Source organism: Bradyrhizobium sp. ARR65 (assembly GCF_000472385.1).
In the GTDB taxonomy this organism is placed as follows: Bacteria; Pseudomonadota; Alphaproteobacteria; order Rhizobiales; family Xanthobacteraceae; genus Bradyrhizobium.
Window position 1 is genome coordinate 1 of the sequence record NZ_AWZU01000062.1, and the last position, 16080, is coordinate 16080.

The 16080-nt window shown below is 61.5% G+C and carries 14 protein-coding genes and 1 pseudogene; 9 read left to right on the top strand and 6 right to left on the bottom strand.

The genetic code is table 11. The annotated features are described in order from the left end of the window. The 4 genes and pseudogenes from F758_RS51235 to F758_RS0137935 all read left to right on the top strand — a co-directional run. Positions 1-204, top strand: a pseudogene (locus tag F758_RS51235) (IS110 family transposase); the annotation flags it as partial. Positions 205-966: 762 nt separating this feature from the next. Further along, positions 967-1326, top strand: a complete 360-nt coding sequence (locus F758_RS0137920) for a helix-turn-helix domain-containing transcriptional regulator (protein WP_024512722.1) — start codon at positions 967-969, stop codon at positions 1324-1326. A gap of 199 nt (positions 1327-1525) precedes the next feature. Further along, positions 1526-2521: a thymidylate synthase gene (locus F758_RS47200; protein ID WP_024512723.1), complete on the top strand. Its 996-nt coding sequence runs from the start codon at positions 1526-1528 to the stop codon at positions 2519-2521. Then, a complete protein-coding gene (locus tag F758_RS0137935; protein WP_051387166.1) occupies positions 2521-3444 on the top strand; it encodes an alpha-glutamyl/putrescinyl thymine pyrophosphorylase clade 3 protein in 924 nt (307 codons plus the stop codon). Before F758_RS47200 ends, F758_RS0137935 begins: the two co-directional genes overlap by 1 nt. Here the strand turns inward: F758_RS0137935 and F758_RS0137940 are convergent. From F758_RS0137940 to flgF, 6 genes are all read right to left on the bottom strand, one after another. Further along, positions 3441-4541: an ImmA/IrrE family metallo-endopeptidase gene (locus F758_RS0137940; protein WP_024512725.1), complete on the bottom strand. Its 1101-nt coding sequence runs from the start codon at positions 4539-4541 to the stop codon at positions 3441-3443. The genes F758_RS0137935 and F758_RS0137940 overlap by 4 nt on opposite strands. Continuing rightward, positions 4534-4863, bottom strand: coding sequence for a hypothetical protein (locus F758_RS50325; RefSeq protein WP_157450360.1), 330 nt, complete (start codon positions 4861-4863; stop codon positions 4534-4536). The genes F758_RS0137940 and F758_RS50325 overlap by 8 nt, the downstream gene beginning before the upstream one ends. 368 nt (positions 4864-5231) lie before the next feature. Beyond that, on the bottom strand, positions 5232-6014 hold the full coding sequence (gene flgH / locus F758_RS0137950; protein WP_051387167.1) for a flagellar basal body L-ring protein FlgH: 783 nt from the start codon (positions 6012-6014) through the stop codon (positions 5232-5234). Between the two features lie 5 nt (positions 6015-6019). Continuing rightward, the gene (gene flgA / locus F758_RS0137955; RefSeq protein ID WP_024512728.1) at positions 6020-7099 is read right to left on the bottom strand and encodes a flagellar basal body P-ring formation chaperone FlgA; all 1080 of its coding nucleotides are present in this window, start codon (positions 7097-7099) and stop codon (positions 6020-6022) included. A gap of 14 nt (positions 7100-7113) precedes the next feature. Then, the gene (gene flgG / locus F758_RS0137960; RefSeq protein WP_024512729.1) at positions 7114-7902 is read right to left on the bottom strand and encodes a flagellar basal-body rod protein FlgG; all 789 of its coding nucleotides are present in this window, start codon (positions 7900-7902) and stop codon (positions 7114-7116) included. Between the two features lie 27 nt (positions 7903-7929). After that, positions 7930-8697 (bottom strand): flagellar basal-body rod protein FlgF, encoded by a 768-nt coding sequence (gene flgF / locus F758_RS0137965; RefSeq protein WP_024512730.1) that lies wholly within the window; start codon positions 8695-8697, stop codon positions 7930-7932. Between the two features lie 393 nt (positions 8698-9090). Between flgF and fliL the strand changes: the two genes are divergently transcribed. The 5 genes from fliL to F758_RS0137990 all read left to right on the top strand — a co-directional run bounded on the left by fliL (position 9091) and on the right by F758_RS0137990 (position 16055). After that, positions 9091-9585, top strand: coding sequence for a flagellar basal body-associated protein FliL (fliL, locus tag F758_RS0137970; RefSeq protein WP_024512731.1), 495 nt, complete (start codon positions 9091-9093; stop codon positions 9583-9585). 21 nt (positions 9586-9606) lie between these two features. Beyond that, positions 9607-10809 (top strand): flagellar motor switch protein FliM, encoded by a 1203-nt coding sequence (gene fliM / locus F758_RS0137975; protein WP_024512732.1) that lies wholly within the window; start codon positions 9607-9609, stop codon positions 10807-10809. Next, positions 10809-11327 (top strand): DUF6468 domain-containing protein, encoded by a 519-nt coding sequence (locus F758_RS0137980; protein ID WP_024512733.1) that lies wholly within the window; start codon positions 10809-10811, stop codon positions 11325-11327. The genes fliM and F758_RS0137980 overlap by 1 nt, the downstream gene beginning before the upstream one ends. Further along, complete coding sequence (locus tag F758_RS0137985; protein ID WP_024512734.1) at positions 11324-12103, top strand: MotE family protein; 780 nt, start codon at positions 11324-11326, stop codon at positions 12101-12103. Before F758_RS0137980 ends, F758_RS0137985 begins: the two co-directional genes overlap by 4 nt. A gap of 148 nt (positions 12104-12251) precedes the next feature. Continuing rightward, a complete protein-coding gene (locus tag F758_RS0137990; protein WP_024512735.1) occupies positions 12252-16055 on the top strand; it encodes a hypothetical protein in 3804 nt (1267 codons plus the stop codon). Positions 16056-16080: the final 25 nt, after the last annotated feature.

Genomic DNA, 16080 nt, shown 5'->3' on the forward strand with positions numbered 1-16080 from the left:
GTCCGCAACCTGTTCTATATGGCCTGCATGGGAGCTGCGACCCGGCACAACCCGGTGCTCAAGGCCTTCTATGATCGCCTGATCGCCAAGGGGAAGCTGGAGAAGGTTGCTATCGTCGCCTGCATGCGCAAGCTGATCGTCATCCTCAACATCATGATCAGCCGCGGCGAGACATGGGACCCCAGCCGCTACGCGCTCAGCTGAGGGAGCGCATCTGATCGCGCTCGGTCTGCGACCGAGCGCATGCCAAGCCGACAGACCGGTGAGCGGACGGGGTCAAGGCCGTCAGCCGCCGAAGGCGGGGGCGCGCCAGCGCCAGCCTTGAGCCCGGCCGATCACTGGTCTACTTCAACACAGTTGCTCCCCGGTGAACCAGACTTTATTGCCACCGTCGCCGGCGCGATGCGAATGCATCGTCGCCAACTTAGCGCCAGCCACGGGGCGCCAGGACCACACGACTTCGCCGTCCGCGCCGAATGCCGCTCGTCTGCCGGCACCGTCGCGTCCACCGCATTCCAACCCACGTCTCGTGACGATCGCGATACGCCCCTTATGGGGGGTTGGAACAGAACAAGAACATAAGGGACAGATGTTTGCGAGTCAAGCTGCTGTAATGGTAACGTATATGGTACCATATGATCCGGATTGAGGAATACGTCTCCGACGGTCAAAGCCCTTTTCCGGCGATGGTTCGACAGTCTTGATGCGCAGGCGGCCGCAGTCGTGACCATTGCCATCGAGCGTCTTACCGAGGGCAACACCTCGAACGTCAAGCCGATCGCGAGGGGGCTGCCGAACTCAGGATCAACCGCGGTCCGGGCTATCGGATCTGTTTCGGTTGGGATGGCAAGGTGCTGGTCATTCTGCTCGGTGGTGGCACCAAGCGACGACAGCAGGACGATATCGACGCCGCGCTCCGCCGCTGGCGAGACTACAAGAAACGCAAACGCGATGAGACATGATGCCATGCCATTGACCCGAAATTTTCGCGACACGGTGCGCGCGCGGGCAGAACGCGATCCCGCTTTTCGAAAGGCGCTGTTTCAAGAGGCGGTAGAGGCCTTGCTGAAAGGCGAGACCGACGACGGCCGCGCGGGATTGCGGACCTATATCAATGCGACGATCGGTTTTGAGCGCTTAAGCGAGGTGACCGGCCGTCCGCAAAAGAGCTTGATGCGCATGTTTGGGCCGGAGGGCAATCCGACCGCCGAGAACTTACTCGGCGTCATTCGCGCGCTGCAGGACCAGACGGGCTTGCATGTTGAGATCCGTGCGGTGACGAAAGGTGACGTGGGGCTAACAACCGGGCGTCGGGAGTTATCCTAAAGATATATCTTTATTGAATTGCTTGGCTATTGATCTCGCTCGGTAGTTGCGATTGGATGTTCGCACTCGGGGGTGAATCCAAGATGCGAGTTGTGGAAATCGCGGCGCTTTGGCTGGCGCGCGCTGCTTGCGCATTCCAGCGCGCCGAATTGGCCCATGACGAGAAGGTGGTGCCAGTCAAATTAGTTCGAGCGGTAAAATGCATTTAGCTGCTGAAACGCTCGATGATGTTTTGCTCAAATTATATCCTCAGCTACTTGCTGCCCCCCTAGCTTCGGGCGCAACGAGAGGAGCGAACAGAGAAATCCTCGGGACCTCAATTCAAATCACAAAACCGCGCGCACGGCTCAGCCGAACCGAGACCCGAGGAAGGCCATTTAGTGCGCTAGGTGAACTGCTCTGGTATCTCTCTAAAGACAATCAATTGGCCTTTATTGAACCATTCATTCCGGCCTACCGAAAAGAGAGTGAGGACGGTGTAACTGTATACGGCGGATATGGGCCGCGTCTGTTTAAGCAGCGCGGCCACGATCAAATCGCAAATGTGTTGGCGAAACTGCGGGAAAGGCCAGCAACGCGTAAAGCAGTTGTCCAATTGTTTAACGCCGAAGATCTCAGCGAACCACACGACGAAATTCCATGTACCACGACACTTCAATTTCTTTTGCGCAAAAGCAAACTCGAGATGATTGTCACGATGCGATCGAATGACGCCTACAAAGGACTTCCACACGACGTATTCTGCTTCACCATGCTGCAAGAGATCCTGGCCCGAACTTTGGGATGCGAGATGGCGTCATACAGGCACTTTGTTGGAAGCATGCACCTGTATGAAGATGCAGATGGCGATAGGAATGATCGCACTGCTGCGATGCGATTTGTTGAGGAGGGCTATCAATCCCAAGTTGAAATGCCCGCGATGCCGAGAGGTGATCCTTGGTCCTCAATTGAACAGGTACTGGCTGCGCTCGAGAAAATTCGCGCACAGGAGTTGATAAGAGCTACCGATCTTGGCCTCGATCCCTATTGGGGAGATCTTATTCGGATGTTGCAAATCTTTGTGGCTAAAGACGAGAGGACGATCAGAACGCTCCAGCAGGAAATGTCCTCAGCCTGTTACAAGGACTATATCAATAATCGCGCGTATAGATCGAGGAAGAAAGGTAGGTCGGGCCCAAATGGGGTGTCGCGTTAATGTCACTGATCTGGCCGTCGCGTCAAAAAGTCTTCCTTCGACTGAGCGCGGGACTCCACAGTTTTTCTCAGGGGCAGCATCAGTTGTTGGGAATTCAGCAGCTAGCTGCGCGTGAGGCGCTTGCGATGCAGATGGTGGCCAGTTTGCGTCGGCTGGACTACACGCGAATCCTAAAAGGCAGAACAATCCATCAGGAACGCGCAGATCCTTGCAGCTCCATGTTTGATCCCGAGCGCGCTGCTGTTCTACATGCCAAGAAAGGGCAGCTCGACGAAGCGATTTGGCTTATCTTCCTGGCTACGCACTTCGGCAAACACGGAAGGTTTGGCTGGACCCGAATGCGTGACGTGTATTCGGCACTTGGCCAAGATAGATGGACTTGGGCAAAGGTCGCTAGCAATGTAGACGAGTTTGAGGAGTGGATGCACCTCAACTATGATAAAATTGGGGGCGCGTTTGGCAATCATCGAAAATATGAAACGTTAAATCCAAATTCGAAGAATGGAACCGTCGCAGTTGTGAGAAGCTTTGTTGAGTGCGTCAAAGGGGCGCCCTCAAAGTGGTTTGCCGAATTGACAAGGCAAGTCGGCAACGATCCCCACAAGATATTCGATGCAGCATATCGGCATTTCCAGATCGCAAGATTTGGAAGATTAGCCAAGTTCGATTTTCTTGCGCTCCTCGGTCGGCTCGATTTGGCGCCCATATGGCCGGGCTCCCCTTATTTGCGTGAGGCCACTGGACCGCTAAGAGGGGCTCGGCTACTGGTCGATGGAGATCCTAAATCAAGGACTAGCGCAGAGAAGCTAGAAGAAATCCTCGGACTTCTTGATCAAACACTAAATGTCGGGATGCAGGTAATGGAAGATTCGATCTGCAACTGGCAAAAAAGCCCGACGCACTTCAAGCATTTCAAGGGCTAACATAGTGCACCGGATATTTGCTCCCAATTGAAACGTCGCTTCAGGAAGTTTAGTTGGCTGGGCTTGATGATTTCGTTGTGTTGAAGCTGACCGACGATGATTCCCGGCGAGACGCCGATCGAAAAAGCAAAGCGTATGACACTTTCCTTTCGGGGCTTTAGGTCCAGTAATTCGTCTCGCCGATTTGGGGGAACGAGAACAGAGGCCGAAAAACAATTTGCCTCACGCTCCTGTTCAGTGATCGTACCAACTTCACCATCAATGAAGGTGCTAGAATTCCCGTGAAGCAGGACGTGCGCAAGTTCATGAAAGAACGTAAACCAAAAATGATCATCGGAGAGATGTCTAAAGCTCAGAATGATCATGGCTTTGTCTGGCGACAGAAAGCGTGTAGCGCCGCTTGCTCGACAGCCTGAGGGCGCACGGACGAATACGAGTGCTATCCCAACCTCCGCACAAATCTTTCGCATTCGCGGTAGGAAATACGCTGGAGCTTTCGCCTTTGTGAGCACCCTTAGCTCAGGCAGGCGGATCCGAAGCTGCTGCGGATTCCATTTCGCGGTCGACACGCTTGATGCTTCCAATTCGCCACGTCGTAGCCACGCCGAGAGTGCGCCTGCTTTCGATTTGAAGGTTGGGGAACTGCGGAAGGCAACACCAAATGGCTTCTCATACCGTTCCGCCCATTCATTAGGGTCGGTTACGCCAAAATATGCAAGATAGGCCTTGAGTAGATCGTCTCGACGGCTAGGCTTCCTAAGCCAGCCATAGTTAACTATGTCAGCATGAGGAAACTGCTTGAGCCACTCGTCGCCCTTTTGCCTCGGAATCGCGCCAGCTGCGCGCGATAGAGAGTTGGCGTAGATCGCCTGGCGCTTTTGCCAAAACGTTGGCGTGCCTCCAACGTGTTTGGCGAGCAAATCTGCAAGCCCATCGTCTATCTCAACCGCGCCCGAGATCAATCCTCTGATGGTAGCCGCACTTCGTCCAATTTTTTCGGCAAGATCGGCGCAGCTTAGCTCCCGGTGCTCCATCATTGTCAGGAGCGTGTCGCCCGGCTTTGAAAACCAATCTGGTTGGAAGAATGTCTCAACCATCACTTGCCTCGATCGACACAATTCTTAGCCTTGTAGTGTTGTTCCAGTCCGTCACCTCGGCTGGAGGATTGGGGTAATTCGGATGACCCGATCTAAAATTGAGCCGATGTCCTGTGGACAATTGTACGCATTTTTCAGTGTTACTGATATCCAAGACCTTGCTTGGATACAATTCGCAAAATTCGGCTGCGGTGTCGCAGGCCTCGATGTCCGCAAGTATCTGCGCAAGTTCGAGCGCTGCAGCCGCTCCAAGCTTCGCCGTCGCTACGCCTCGCTCCGCACAGATTGCTCGCAACTCTTCTGTAGGAAAGTTGAAGATCAAGCAATTGCCTTCTAGGACACAAACGCTTAGCGGCGCAGGTGAGCAGCTTCTAATGCTGCCGAAGATCGTTGATTCTTGCAACCGTAAGTGGCGCGTAAGCCGTTGCGGTCGAAGCATGGCAGCCCTAATCCCGGGGACCAAAAAACCACAACGGCCCTCGCCAGGGGAGCTAGCGAGGGCCGCGTAGAACACCGCTTTTCGCGCCTAGGTTCGCGACTAGCGATGTGGGAGCTCGGTGTAGGATGGGGGTGTCGTTTCCTCGTTCTTCGAAAAGAGAGGTTTTTTCCGGGCTACCCCCTCCCTAACCCTCCCCCGCATCCGCCTTCGCTAAAGCTTCGGCGGACAGGAGGGGGAGGGAAAATCTGGACTTAGAACGGCAGCAGCACGTCCATGACCTGCTGGCCGTAGCGCGGTTGCTGGAAGTCGGAGATCTGGCCTCTTCCGCCGTAGGCGATGCGGGCTTGGGCGATCTTGCTCGAGTCGATCGTGTTGTCGCTCTGGATGTCCTCGGGGCGCACGATGCCGGCGACGATCAGCTCGCGGATTTCGTAGTTGACGCGGATCTCCTGCTTGCCTTCGACCACGAGGTTGCCGTTCGGCAGCACCTGGGTGACCACGGCGGCGACGTTGGTCTGCAAGGTTTCCTGGCGCTGGATCGTGCCCTTGCCGTCATATTGCGAGGTCGAGTCCGTGGTCAGGATGCGGCCGGGCAGCACCTTCTGCGCCGTGCCGCCGAGGGTCTTGGAGCCGATGAAATCGGTGATGCCTGAGTCTTCCTTGCTGGTGCGGTCGCGCACGGTCTCGTTGGCGAAGTTCGCCTGGTCGGTGATGTTGACGGTCACCGTCAAGAGGTCGCCGATCTGGTGCGCGCGCTGGTCCTTGAAGAAGGAGCGCGAGCCGTTGCGCCACAGCGAGTTCGGATTGTACGACACCGTCTCGGGCTTGGGCATCGGCATCGACACCGGCTTGTAGCCCGGCTGCGCCGTCGGGTTCTCGATCGCGTTGAGCTTCGGCGTCTCGCCGATCTGCGACAGGCGGTCGACTGCCGAACACCCTGTCACGGCCGACAAGACGGAGAGCAACGCCACGGTACGAAGCAGACGGGAACGGCCGGCGGCTGCCAAAGGCGGCAAGGGACTGGACTTCGACATGAACTTTACTCTGGCTTGACGGGGGCTTGCGGGTTGGAGCTGCCGTCGGCGACGGAAACAGGCGCGGCGGCCGGCGTATCGTTGGAGGAAATCGCCGACGTGTCGGAGACGTAGACCGGCGCAGGGGTCGCGACCTGGAGGGTCACCTGGCCTCTGCCAGTGACGACGCCGGTCACCGTGCGCTTGGATTGCGGGTTGAGCACGTTGACCACGTCGCCCTGGGTGCCGGAGTCCAGCGCCTTGCCGCGCGTCGTCAGGTAGATCCCCGCGGTCTGGTAGATCACCGTCACCGCCTGGTCGCGCTGCACGAGGTCAGGCTTGGCGAGATCGGCGACGCGCAAGGGTTGCCCGGCGCGCATCGCGCGGCGCATCTGCATGCCGAGCACCTGATCGCGCACGGCAGGGTCGGTGCCGACCTCGGCCTTCGGTCGCCGCTGAACGATCACGTCGGATGCCTTGAGCACCTCCGTGCGCTCGACATTGCGGGCGAGCACGGCGGCTTCGACCGTCTCGATCGCAACCCCGGTGTAGCGGAGCTGCGTGGCGACCTGCGAAGCATCGTTGGCGATCTCGAAGGTGACGTCGAAGCGGCCGCTGCGCGGGTCGACGCGCGCCGCCGTCGGCTCGAGCGTGCCGCTGTTGGAGGCCTCAAGATGCAGATCCTGCAGGTCGCGATCGAAGGTGAGCGAGATGTTCTCGGCCTCGCCCAGCCCGCCGCGATGCGCGAGCGCCTGCGCCACCGCGAGCTGGATGTCCTTGGCCGCGATGTTGCGGGCGAGCCGCGTCACCGTGACGTCCTTGATGTCCCTGGTCGTGACGCCGATCACCTGGTGCTGGCGCAGCACATTGAGAACCTGCACGACGGGAAGCGTGCCCGTGGTGCCGAGATCGGGCGCGCGGTAGACCGCGATCTGCGCGGCCACGCCGGCGTTCTCGACGAGGTCGCCGATCCGAACCACGTCGCCGGCGACGCTGACATTGGCGCGCAGCACCGGCGGCTTGATGGTGTCGTCGATGGTTTGCGCAAGCGCGGGCGTCGTGGCCGCGAACAGGGCGGTTGCGAAGAGGACGCTGCGAAGTTTCATGGCTCAGCCCTCCCTTACCTGAACAGCGCCGAGGTGGATTGCATCATCTGGTCGGCGGCGGTGACGACCTTGGCATTCATCTCGTAGGCGCGCTGGGCGGCGATCAGGTCGCTCATCTCGGAAACGACATCGACATTGGCCTGCTCGAGGCTTCCTTGCGTCATGGTGCCGTAGCCCTGCGCGTCGGCGAGGCCGTCCTGCGGCGGGCCGGAGGAGGGCGTCTCGATGAACTGGTTATTGCCGACCGGCTGCAGGCCGGCCTTGTTGATGAAGCGTGTCAGGCCGATCTGGCCGATGATCTGCGAGGTGGTCGAGCCCGGCAGCGTCACAGAGACCTGGCCCTGCTGGTTGATGGTAATGCCGCTCGCATTGTTCGGGATGGTGATGGTCGGCTGCACCGGGTTGCCCTGGGCGGTGACGATGCGGCCCTGGTTGTCCATCTGGAAGGTGCCGTCGCGGGTGTATTGATAGGTGCCGTCGGGCATCAGGATCTTGAAGAAGCCTTCGCCCGTGATCGCGAGATCGAGGTCGTTGCCGGTCTGCGACAGCGTGCCTTGCGTCATCGAGCGCGGCGTGCCGACGGTCTTGACGCCACCGCCGATGTCGATGCCGATGGGCAGGATGGTGTTCTGGTCCGACGCCTGCGCGCCGACGCGGCGGATGTGCTGATAGATCAGGTCCTGGAACGCCGCCGTCTGCTTTTTGAAGCCGGTGGTGCGCAGGTTGGCGATGTTGTTGGAAATGACCTGGACGTTCAGCTCCTGAGCTGCCATCCCGGTCGCTGCGGTATGAAGAGCCTGCATGCTAGTTCTCCTTCACTCTGGCGCGCGTCAGTTCGGGATTTCGGCGAGCTGGTTGATGGCATTCTTGTGCAGATCGCTTTGCTGCTGCAGCAGATTGGCGATCTGGGCGTAGGTGCGGGACACCTCGACCATCCGCGTCATCTCGGCGACCGAGTTGACGTTGGATTTTTCGAGATAGCCCTGGCGGATCGTCGAGGTCAGGTCGGGCTGGGCATCGGCCGGGTTGGCCGCGCTGTAGAGATTGCCGCCATCCTTGGTCAGGCTCTGCTGCTGATCGGCGAAATTGACGATGCGCAGCTTGGAGCGGATCGAATCGGCCGGCGAGTTGGCGTCGACCACCGTGACGGTGCCGTCGGGGGAAATGTTGATGTCGTGCTCGGTCTGCTGGAACACGACCGGACCGCTGTTGCCGAGCACGAGGTCGCCCGAGGCTGTCACCAACTGGCCCTGGGTGTTGATCTGGAAATTGCCGTCGCGGGTGTAGCGCTCGCCGGCCGCGGTTTGCACCACGAAGAAGCCGTTGCCGTCGACGGCAAGGTCGAGCGGATTGCCCGTCTCCTGCAGCGAGCCCTGGCTCATGTCGCGGTAGGTGCCGCGATCCTGCACATAGGAGACCCGGCGGTCTCTCCCGACGAAATTGTCCTCATGCGCGCCCGAGGTGAGAAATTCCTCGAACAGCGGCTGGTCGGCCTTGAAGCCTGACGTGTTGACGTTCGCGATGTTGTTGGCGATCACCGCGAGCTGGCGCTCGAGCGTCGTCTGCCGCGAAAGTCCGACGAGAAGCGCGTTCTCCATCGGTGGTTCTCCCCTTCCGTAAAGCAATCCTTAAAACCGGCTCTCCCAAGCCGCTCTTTCGGACCGTGCTGAACCCGTCCGGCTCTCCCAAACCGGGAGGGTTCGCCGATCCCTAGAGCGAATGCCGTGCCAATTCGGAAAATCGCAGAATTTGAAGGGCTTAGGCGTTTGGCAGGGGTGTCGCCGACGCGGCAGAAAGGTCTTGTTGACCATATTTGCCCGGCAAGTTTTTCCTAGTCGCAATCCAAAAGAAAGGAACCATTAACCATTCTTACCTAGCGTCAATTTCGTTGAGAGCGCGTGTTCGCGCTGGGGGCCTTTTCGTTCCGCGTCATTCAAGCCTGCTGGCTGCAATTCCGCTCGTCATCGAGACTATGGGCTTTGGGCGGGGTCATGGCAGAGAACGAACAGGCGGAAGGCGCGGGCGAAGGCGCGGTCGCATCGACCAAGGGCAACAAGCTCAAGCTGATCATCCTGGTGGTCGGCGTGCTCGCCGTCATCGGCATTGGCGCTGCGGGCTACTTCTTCTTCAGCCATCACAGCGAGAAGGAGGAGCACGCGGAAGCGCCGCCGCCGAAGCCGCCCGTCTTCATCGAGGTGCCGGACATGCTGGTCAACCTCTCGGCCGCGCCGGGCGAACGCGTTCAATATCTGCGCGTGAAAGTCGTGCTCGAGGTGAAGGAGGACAAGCAGGCCGAGGCGATCAAGCCGTCGATGCCGCGCGTCACCGACATCTTCCAGACCTATATGCGCGAGCTGCGCGCCAGCGACCTCACCGGCTCGGCGGGCCTGTTCCGGCTGAAGGAAGAGCTGACCAGGCGGGTCAATCTCGCGGTCGCGCCGACCCAGGTCAGCGCGGTGCTGTTCAAGGAAATCGTGGTTCAATAGAGAAGTTCGGATCAGACGATCATGGCGGGCAACGATCCGGTCGATCAGGATGCAATTGCGGCGGAATGGGAAGCCTCGCTAGGAGCCGAGGATCCCGTTGCCGCCGCTGAAGCCGCGAGCGCCAACGAGCTCACGGAGTCGATGGCGCTACAATGGGCCGCCATGGTCGAGGACGGCAGCCGCGACTTCGGCGGCGGCAAGAACGGCGGCGAGCGCGTGCTGTCCCAGGAGGAGATCGACAATCTCCTCGGCTTCACCGCCGGCGAGGTCAATCTCGACGACCATTCCGGCATCCGCGCCATCATCGATTCGGCGATGGTCTCCTACGAGCGTCTGCCGATGCTCGAAATCGTCTTCGACCGCCTGGTGCGGCTGATGACGACAAGCTTGCGCAATTTCACCTCCGACAACGTCGAAGTCTCGCTCGACCGTATCACCTCGGTGCGCTTCGGCGACTATATGAATTCGATCCCGCTGCCCGCCGTGCTCTGCGTGTTCAAGGCGGAGGAGTGGGAGAATTTCGGGCTCGCCACCGTCGACTCCAGCCTGATCTATTCCATGATCGACGTGCTGCTCGGCGGCCGGCGCGGCAATTCGCTGCTGCGCATCGAGGGCCGGCCCTACACCACGATCGAGACCAACCTGGTCAAGCGCCTGATCGAGGTGGTGCTGGCCGATGCCGAGCAGGCGTTCCGGCCGCTCTCGCCGGTCACCTTCTCGATCGATCGCCTCGAGACCAATCCGCGCTTTGCCGCGATCAGCCGCCCGGCCAACGCGGCGATCCTGGTTCGGCTGCGCATCGACATGGAAGACCGCGGCGGCAATGTCGAGCTGCTGTTGCCTTACGCGACCATCGAGCCCATCCGCAACGTGCTGTTGCAGATGTTCATGGGCGAAAAATTCGGCCGCGATCCGATCTGGGAAGGGCATTTCGCCACCGAGATCGGGCAGGCCGAGATCGCGGTCGACGCCGTGCTGTATGAGGCCGACATTCCGCTCAAGCAGTTGATGGCGCTGAAAGTGGGCGACACGCTGCCGCTCGACATGCGTGCCGACGCCACCGTGGCCGTGCGCTGCGGCAGCGTCACCTTGACCGAGGGGCGGATGGGGCGGGTCGGCGACCGCGTCGCCATCCGCGTCACCCGGCCGTTGCGTAAACCCTCTACCACTCTCGCCATGTTCGAGAGGGCCGACGAGCAGAATAAGATGATGGAGGCCCAATAATGAGTCCTGTTTTGGGTTTGACGATTGAAACTCTGGTGGCGGTGCTGCTGGTGATCACGATCGCCTACTGCATGCTGCTGAACAAACGTCTGCAGCGGCTGAAGGCCGACGAGCATTCACTCAAGGCCGTCATCGCCGAGCTCGTCACCGCAACCGAAATCGCCGAGCGCGCGATCGGCGGCCTCAAGCACACCGTGCGCGACGTCAACGAAAATCTCGGCGTGCAGCTCAGCGCGGCCAATGAGATGTCGGATTATCTGAAGAAGCAGCTCGCGGAAGCCGATCATGTGGTGCGCCGGCTATCCAAGATCGCGCTTGCGGCGCGGCCCTCGACAGCACCAAGCGACACCGTGGATCTCGCCCCTGCCGCGGCCGCGCCGGCTCCGGCGCCGGTGAGTGCGGTGCCCGTAGCTCCCGTCGCCCCGGTGGCGCCCGCGCGGATGTCGAATGCCAAGGCGGTGGCCGCCGCGGCGCAAGCCTTTACTGAACGCAGGAGGGCCGGTGGCCTTGCGGCATGAAATCGTACCGTAACATTCGCGTCATTCCGGTCGTTGTCGTCGCGGTAGCCTGCCTTGCGGTGCTCAAGATCGCGGGCCTGTTGCTCGACGGCGGCTATGTGTTCGACTACCAACCGCAGCCGAAGAGGACGTCCTGGGCGCAGGATAATCTGAATTTCCCCGGTGGTCCCAAGCAGGACGCCGACATCACCGGTTCGGTGGAGAAGCCGAAAGAGCCGGAGAAGAAGCCGGAGGAGCCGAAGCCCGCGGCGCCTGATACGGCGAAGCCAGACGGCGTCGTCTATCATCCCGAGGAGAACCAGCAGGCCGTATCGCCTTCGGAGCGCGCCATCCTCGAGCGCCTGCAGGCGCGCCGCCAGGAGCTCGACACGCGCGCCCGCGAGCTCGAGATTCGCGAGAACCTGCTCAAGGCTGCGGAGAAGCGCATCGAATCCAAGGTGGAGGAGATGAAGGCGGTCGAATCGCGAATTACCGCGGCGAACGAGCAGAAGACCGAAGCCGACAATGCGCGCTTCAAGGGCATCGTCACCATGTATGAGAGCATGAAGCCGAAGGATGCCGCCAAGGTGTTCGACCGGCTGGAAATGCCCGTGCTGATCGAAATCGCCTCACAAATTGCGCCGCGCAAGATGTCGGACATCATGGGGCTGATGCAGCCCGAGGCGGCCGAGCGGCTGACGGTGGAATTGGCGCGTCGCGCCAGCGGCACCAAGGCAGCCGCCGCGGCCGATCTTCCCAAGATCGAAGGCAAGGTGCTGCCGCAACAGGCCAACTGAGCCAGGATAGGTCTCGCGATATGTTCGCGTGTTTTCCTGACATGTTTAACAAGTCCTTAGTTGCGAGGCTCTAGGCTCAACAAGCCGAGCGGCGAGGGCGGATCTGCTTCCTCCAAAGCGGATCCCTTGAACTGAGAGACGAGTGGGAATGGCGCGAACGGCTGTCGCTGGATTCTGGTCGCTCACCCGCGCCGGCGCGCGGAGCGCGTTGCGCTGGCTTGGCATTGATGTTGGCGGTGTTGCCGTCCTCTGCGCCGGCATGCTCCTGCTTGGTCTGACGTACCCCGCCGCCGCGCAATCCGATCCGATAAGGGGCGAGGCGACGTTCGCCGCTGCGGACGGCTATGCGCGCCTGGTATTCAAATTCGCCGAGGATGTCGGCACCGAGGTGACGACCGCCGGCAACATCGTCGTCATCAGATTCGAGCGCCCGGTCGACATCCCCGTTGAGAAGATCGCGGAAGCAGTACCCGACTATGTTTCGATGGCACGGCGCGATCCTGACGGCACCGCGATACGCTTGTCGCTGTCCCGCAAGGTTACGCTCAACACCATGACGGCCGGCGAGCGGGTGTTCGTCGATTTCCTGCCCGACGGTTGGAACGGTCCGCCGCCGAGCCTTCCGCTCGAGGTGGTGAAAGAGCTTGCCGAGCGCGCGCGCGTCGCCGAACGGGCGCTCCGCATGCAGCGTACCGCGGCTGAAACCAAGAAGCGTCCACCGATCCGCGTCCGCGCCCTGGTGCAGCCGACCTTCGTCCGTTTCGTCTTCGAGATGCCGGAGGGGGTCGGCGCTTCGTCGGTGCTGAACGACCAGAAACTGACGCTCTCGTTCTCATCCGTGCTCAGTTTCGATCTCGCCGATGCCAAGCTGGCCGCGCCGCCGAACATCGCCTCCATCACGCAGCGCACCGAGGGTGATTCAACCCAGATCGAGATCGCACTGATCGGCGATGTCGACGTCCACTCTTTCCGCGAGGACAAGAACTACAACCTCGACGTCGCCTTCCAGCAGGCGGATAAGCCGAAGGCGCAACTGTCGGTCACAGGCCTGCGCACGCCGCCGGATTGGCAGGTCCCGGCCGCAAGCCAGCCGGCGACGCCGGCTGCCGCGGAGACGGCGCCAAAGCCGCAGGCCGGCGAAGCTGCGCCGGCAAAGGCCGGGCCTGTCGCCGCACCGGCAAGTGCGGAGACGAAAGGCGAGGCCGTCGCTCCCAAATCGGACATCAGGGCAGAGATCAAGCCAGAGCCAAAGAGCGACCAAGCCGGCGCGCTGCCTAGGATCGAGGGCAAGAGCGAACCGGTCGCGAAGCCACAGGCCACGCCCGCGAGCAAATCGGAGGCAGCGCCGGCTGCGGCGATCGCGGCCGAGAAACCGGTCGAGCCCGCGGCGGCTGCCAGGAACATGACCGAGACGGCAAACGCTCCGAGCCCGCCGGCGGCGATCATCAACCCTACAGTCGCTGACGTCGCGCCGAAAGCCGCGCCCGCAGCGCCATCCCCAGAGAATGCGGTTCCCGCCAAGCTGGATGCGATTCGTGACAGCGACGGGCTACGCCTGACCTTCAGCTTCGCCAAGGCGACCCCGGCCGCGTCCTTCCGACGCGGCGATACGGTCTGGCTGGTGTTCGACTCCAGGCAACCGATCGACATCGAGCCGATCCGCACGAAGGGCGGGGCCATTGTCGGCGACGTCAGCCGCATGGCGCTGGACAAGGGGCAGGCGATCCGCATCCGCCTCAACCGTCCGCAGATGCATACGCTGAGCACCGATGATTTCGCCAGCGGCAGCAAATGGACGCTCACCTTTGCCGACAAGGTGCTGGCGCCGCCGCAGCCGCTGATGGTGATGCGCAACATCACCGATCCCGCGCACGCCAATATCGCCGTGCCTTTCGCCGATCCCGGCGAAATGCACCGGATCACCGATCCCGACGCGGGCGACACGCTCCTCGTGGTGACCGGGCTCGCGCCGACCCGCGGGCTGATCAAACGTCAGGACTTTGTCGACCTGACGCTGCTCGATACCGCGCAGGGCGTCGTCGTGCGTCCGAACTCGGACAGCGTCGTCGTCGAGGTTGCGCCGGACAAGGTTATCGTCGGCAAGCCCGGCGGGCTCACCATCTCCTCGGTTGACGTGTCGGCCGAGCGCGCGGCGACCGCAGTGCGGCCGATCTTCGATATCAGTGAATGGCACAAGAACCAGGACGGAGATTTCCTGCCGCGTCAGGATGCGCTGATTGCGGCAGCGGGCACCGCAGAGCCGGAACAGCGCGCGCAGGCGAGGCTCGATCTTGCGCGCTTTTACATGGCGCGCGGCCTCTATGCGGAGGCCGCCGGCGAGGCCGCCTTCGCGCTCGCCGATCCCACGCCGAGGATGGACGAGTCCGTGGCGCGGATGGTGCATGCGATCGCTTCCATCCTGATCAACCGGCCGAACACGGCGCTGAAGGATCTCGCCAATCCATCTGTCGGCAACAATTACGACTCGCAACTCTGGAGGGGCCTCGCCTACGCCAAGCAGGGCAAATGGGCCGATGCGCGCGAGAAATTGAAGAACGTCGAATTCGCGATCGCTTCGCTGCCGGTCGAGCTGCAACGCCTCGTCACCATGGATGCGATGCGCGCTTGCCTGGAAGTGCGCGACTTTGCCGGCGCCGCAAGACGCCGGGCCGAGCTCGAGGTCGTCGGCGTGCCGCTCGAGATCAAGCCGATGGTCATGGTGCTGTATGGGCGGCTTGCGGAAGCGCTCGGGCAGGAGAGGGATGCGCTCGACGATTACGGTTTTGCGATCGCCTCATCCGACCGCGCCGCGGCAGCCGAAGCGATGCTGCGGCAGGTTGCGCTGTTGCAGAAGCGCGACGAGATCAACCAAGCCGATGTCCTCAAGCAGTTGGAAACGCTTTCGGTGACCTGGCGCGGCGACTCCATCGAGGTGCAAACGCTGGCGAAGCTCGCGAAACTCTATAGCGATGCGGCGCGCTACAGCGACTCGCTTGGCGCGGCGCGCATGGCGACCAGGCTCGACCCGAACTCGGAGGCGTCACGCCAGGCGCAGGATGGGGCGCAGGCGCTGTTCTCGGACATCTTCCTCACTGCCAAGGGGGACGAGATGCCCCCGATCGACGCGCTCAGCCTGTTCTACGAGTTTCGCGAGTTGACGCCGATCGGCCGCCGCGGTGACGAAATGATCCGCCGGCTCTCCGACCGGCTGGTCGCGGTCGATCTTCTGGATCAGGCCGCGGAACTCCTGCAATACCAGATCGACAAGCGCCTTGAAGGCGCGGCGCGCGCGCAGGTCGCGGCAAAGCTCGCCATGGTCTATCTCACCAACCGCAAGCCGGACAGGGCGCTCACCGCGCTCAACGCGACCCGTATCGCCGATCTCAATGGCGAGCTGCGCGCCCAGCGGCTGCTCCTGGAGGCGCGGGCGCAGAGCGACATCGGTCGCCACGACCTCGCGCTCGACATCATCTCCAATATCGGCGGTCGCGAAGCGATCCGCCTGCGCTCCGACATCTATTGGGCCGCACGGCGCTGGCGCGAGGCCTCCGAGCAGATCGAGCTCTATTACGGCGACCGCTGGCGCGACTTCAAACCGCTGAACCCGGCGGAGAAGGCGGACGTCATCCGCGCCGTGGTCGGCTATGCGCTGGCCGAGGATGCGATCGGCCTGGCTCGCTTTCGCGAGAAATACGCGCCGCTGATGAGCGGCGAAGCGGACAAGGTCGCCTTCGACATCGCCAGCAAGCCGGCCGCCTCCAACAGCGGCGAATTCACCGAGATCGCCAAGATGGCGGCGAGCGTCGACACGCTCGACGGCTTCCTGCGCGAAATGAAGAATCGCTTCCCCGACGCCACCGCCTGGACGCCGCAAAGCCAGAAAGCCGATCCCGCGCCGACCGGCTCGTTGCCGCAGATCGTGGGCGTGAAGCGGGCGGACGCGTCAAAATAGGCCGCATCCTCTCGACAGCTGCGCA

What these genes read in the sequence shown, in the direction of transcription:
- flgH (WP_051387167.1), bottom strand. Translation starts at nt 6,014, where the DNA reads ATGTCGAAGTCCAGTCCCTTGCCGCCTTTGGCAGCCGCCGGCCGTTCC.
- flgG (WP_024512729.1), bottom strand. Translation starts at nt 7,902, where the DNA reads ATGCAGGCTCTTCATACCGCAGCGACCGGGATGGCAGCTCAGGAGCTG.
- F758_RS0137980 (WP_024512733.1), top strand. Translation starts at nt 10,809, where the DNA reads ATGAGTCCTGTTTTGGGTTTGACGATTGAAACTCTGGTGGCGGTGCTG.
- flgF (WP_024512730.1), bottom strand. Translation starts at nt 8,697, where the DNA reads ATGGAGAACGCGCTTCTCGTCGGACTTTCGCGGCAGACGACGCTCGAG.
- F758_RS0137990 (WP_024512735.1), top strand. Translation starts at nt 12,252, where the DNA reads ATGGCGCGAACGGCTGTCGCTGGATTCTGGTCGCTCACCCGCGCCGGC.
- F758_RS0137985 (WP_024512734.1), top strand. Translation starts at nt 11,324, where the DNA reads ATGAAATCGTACCGTAACATTCGCGTCATTCCGGTCGTTGTCGTCGCG.
- fliL (WP_024512731.1), top strand. Translation starts at nt 9,091, where the DNA reads ATGGCAGAGAACGAACAGGCGGAAGGCGCGGGCGAAGGCGCGGTCGCA.
- F758_RS0137940 (WP_024512725.1), bottom strand. Translation starts at nt 4,541, where the DNA reads ATGGTTGAGACATTCTTCCAACCAGATTGGTTTTCAAAGCCGGGCGAC.
- F758_RS0137920 (WP_024512722.1), top strand. Translation starts at nt 967, where the DNA reads ATGCCATTGACCCGAAATTTTCGCGACACGGTGCGCGCGCGGGCAGAA.
- F758_RS47200 (WP_024512723.1), top strand. Translation starts at nt 1,526, where the DNA reads ATGCATTTAGCTGCTGAAACGCTCGATGATGTTTTGCTCAAATTATAT.
- F758_RS0137935 (WP_051387166.1), top strand. Translation starts at nt 2,521, where the DNA reads ATGTCACTGATCTGGCCGTCGCGTCAAAAAGTCTTCCTTCGACTGAGC.
- flgA (WP_024512728.1), bottom strand. Translation starts at nt 7,099, where the DNA reads ATGAAACTTCGCAGCGTCCTCTTCGCAACCGCCCTGTTCGCGGCCACG.
- fliM (WP_024512732.1), top strand. Translation starts at nt 9,607, where the DNA reads ATGGCGGGCAACGATCCGGTCGATCAGGATGCAATTGCGGCGGAATGG.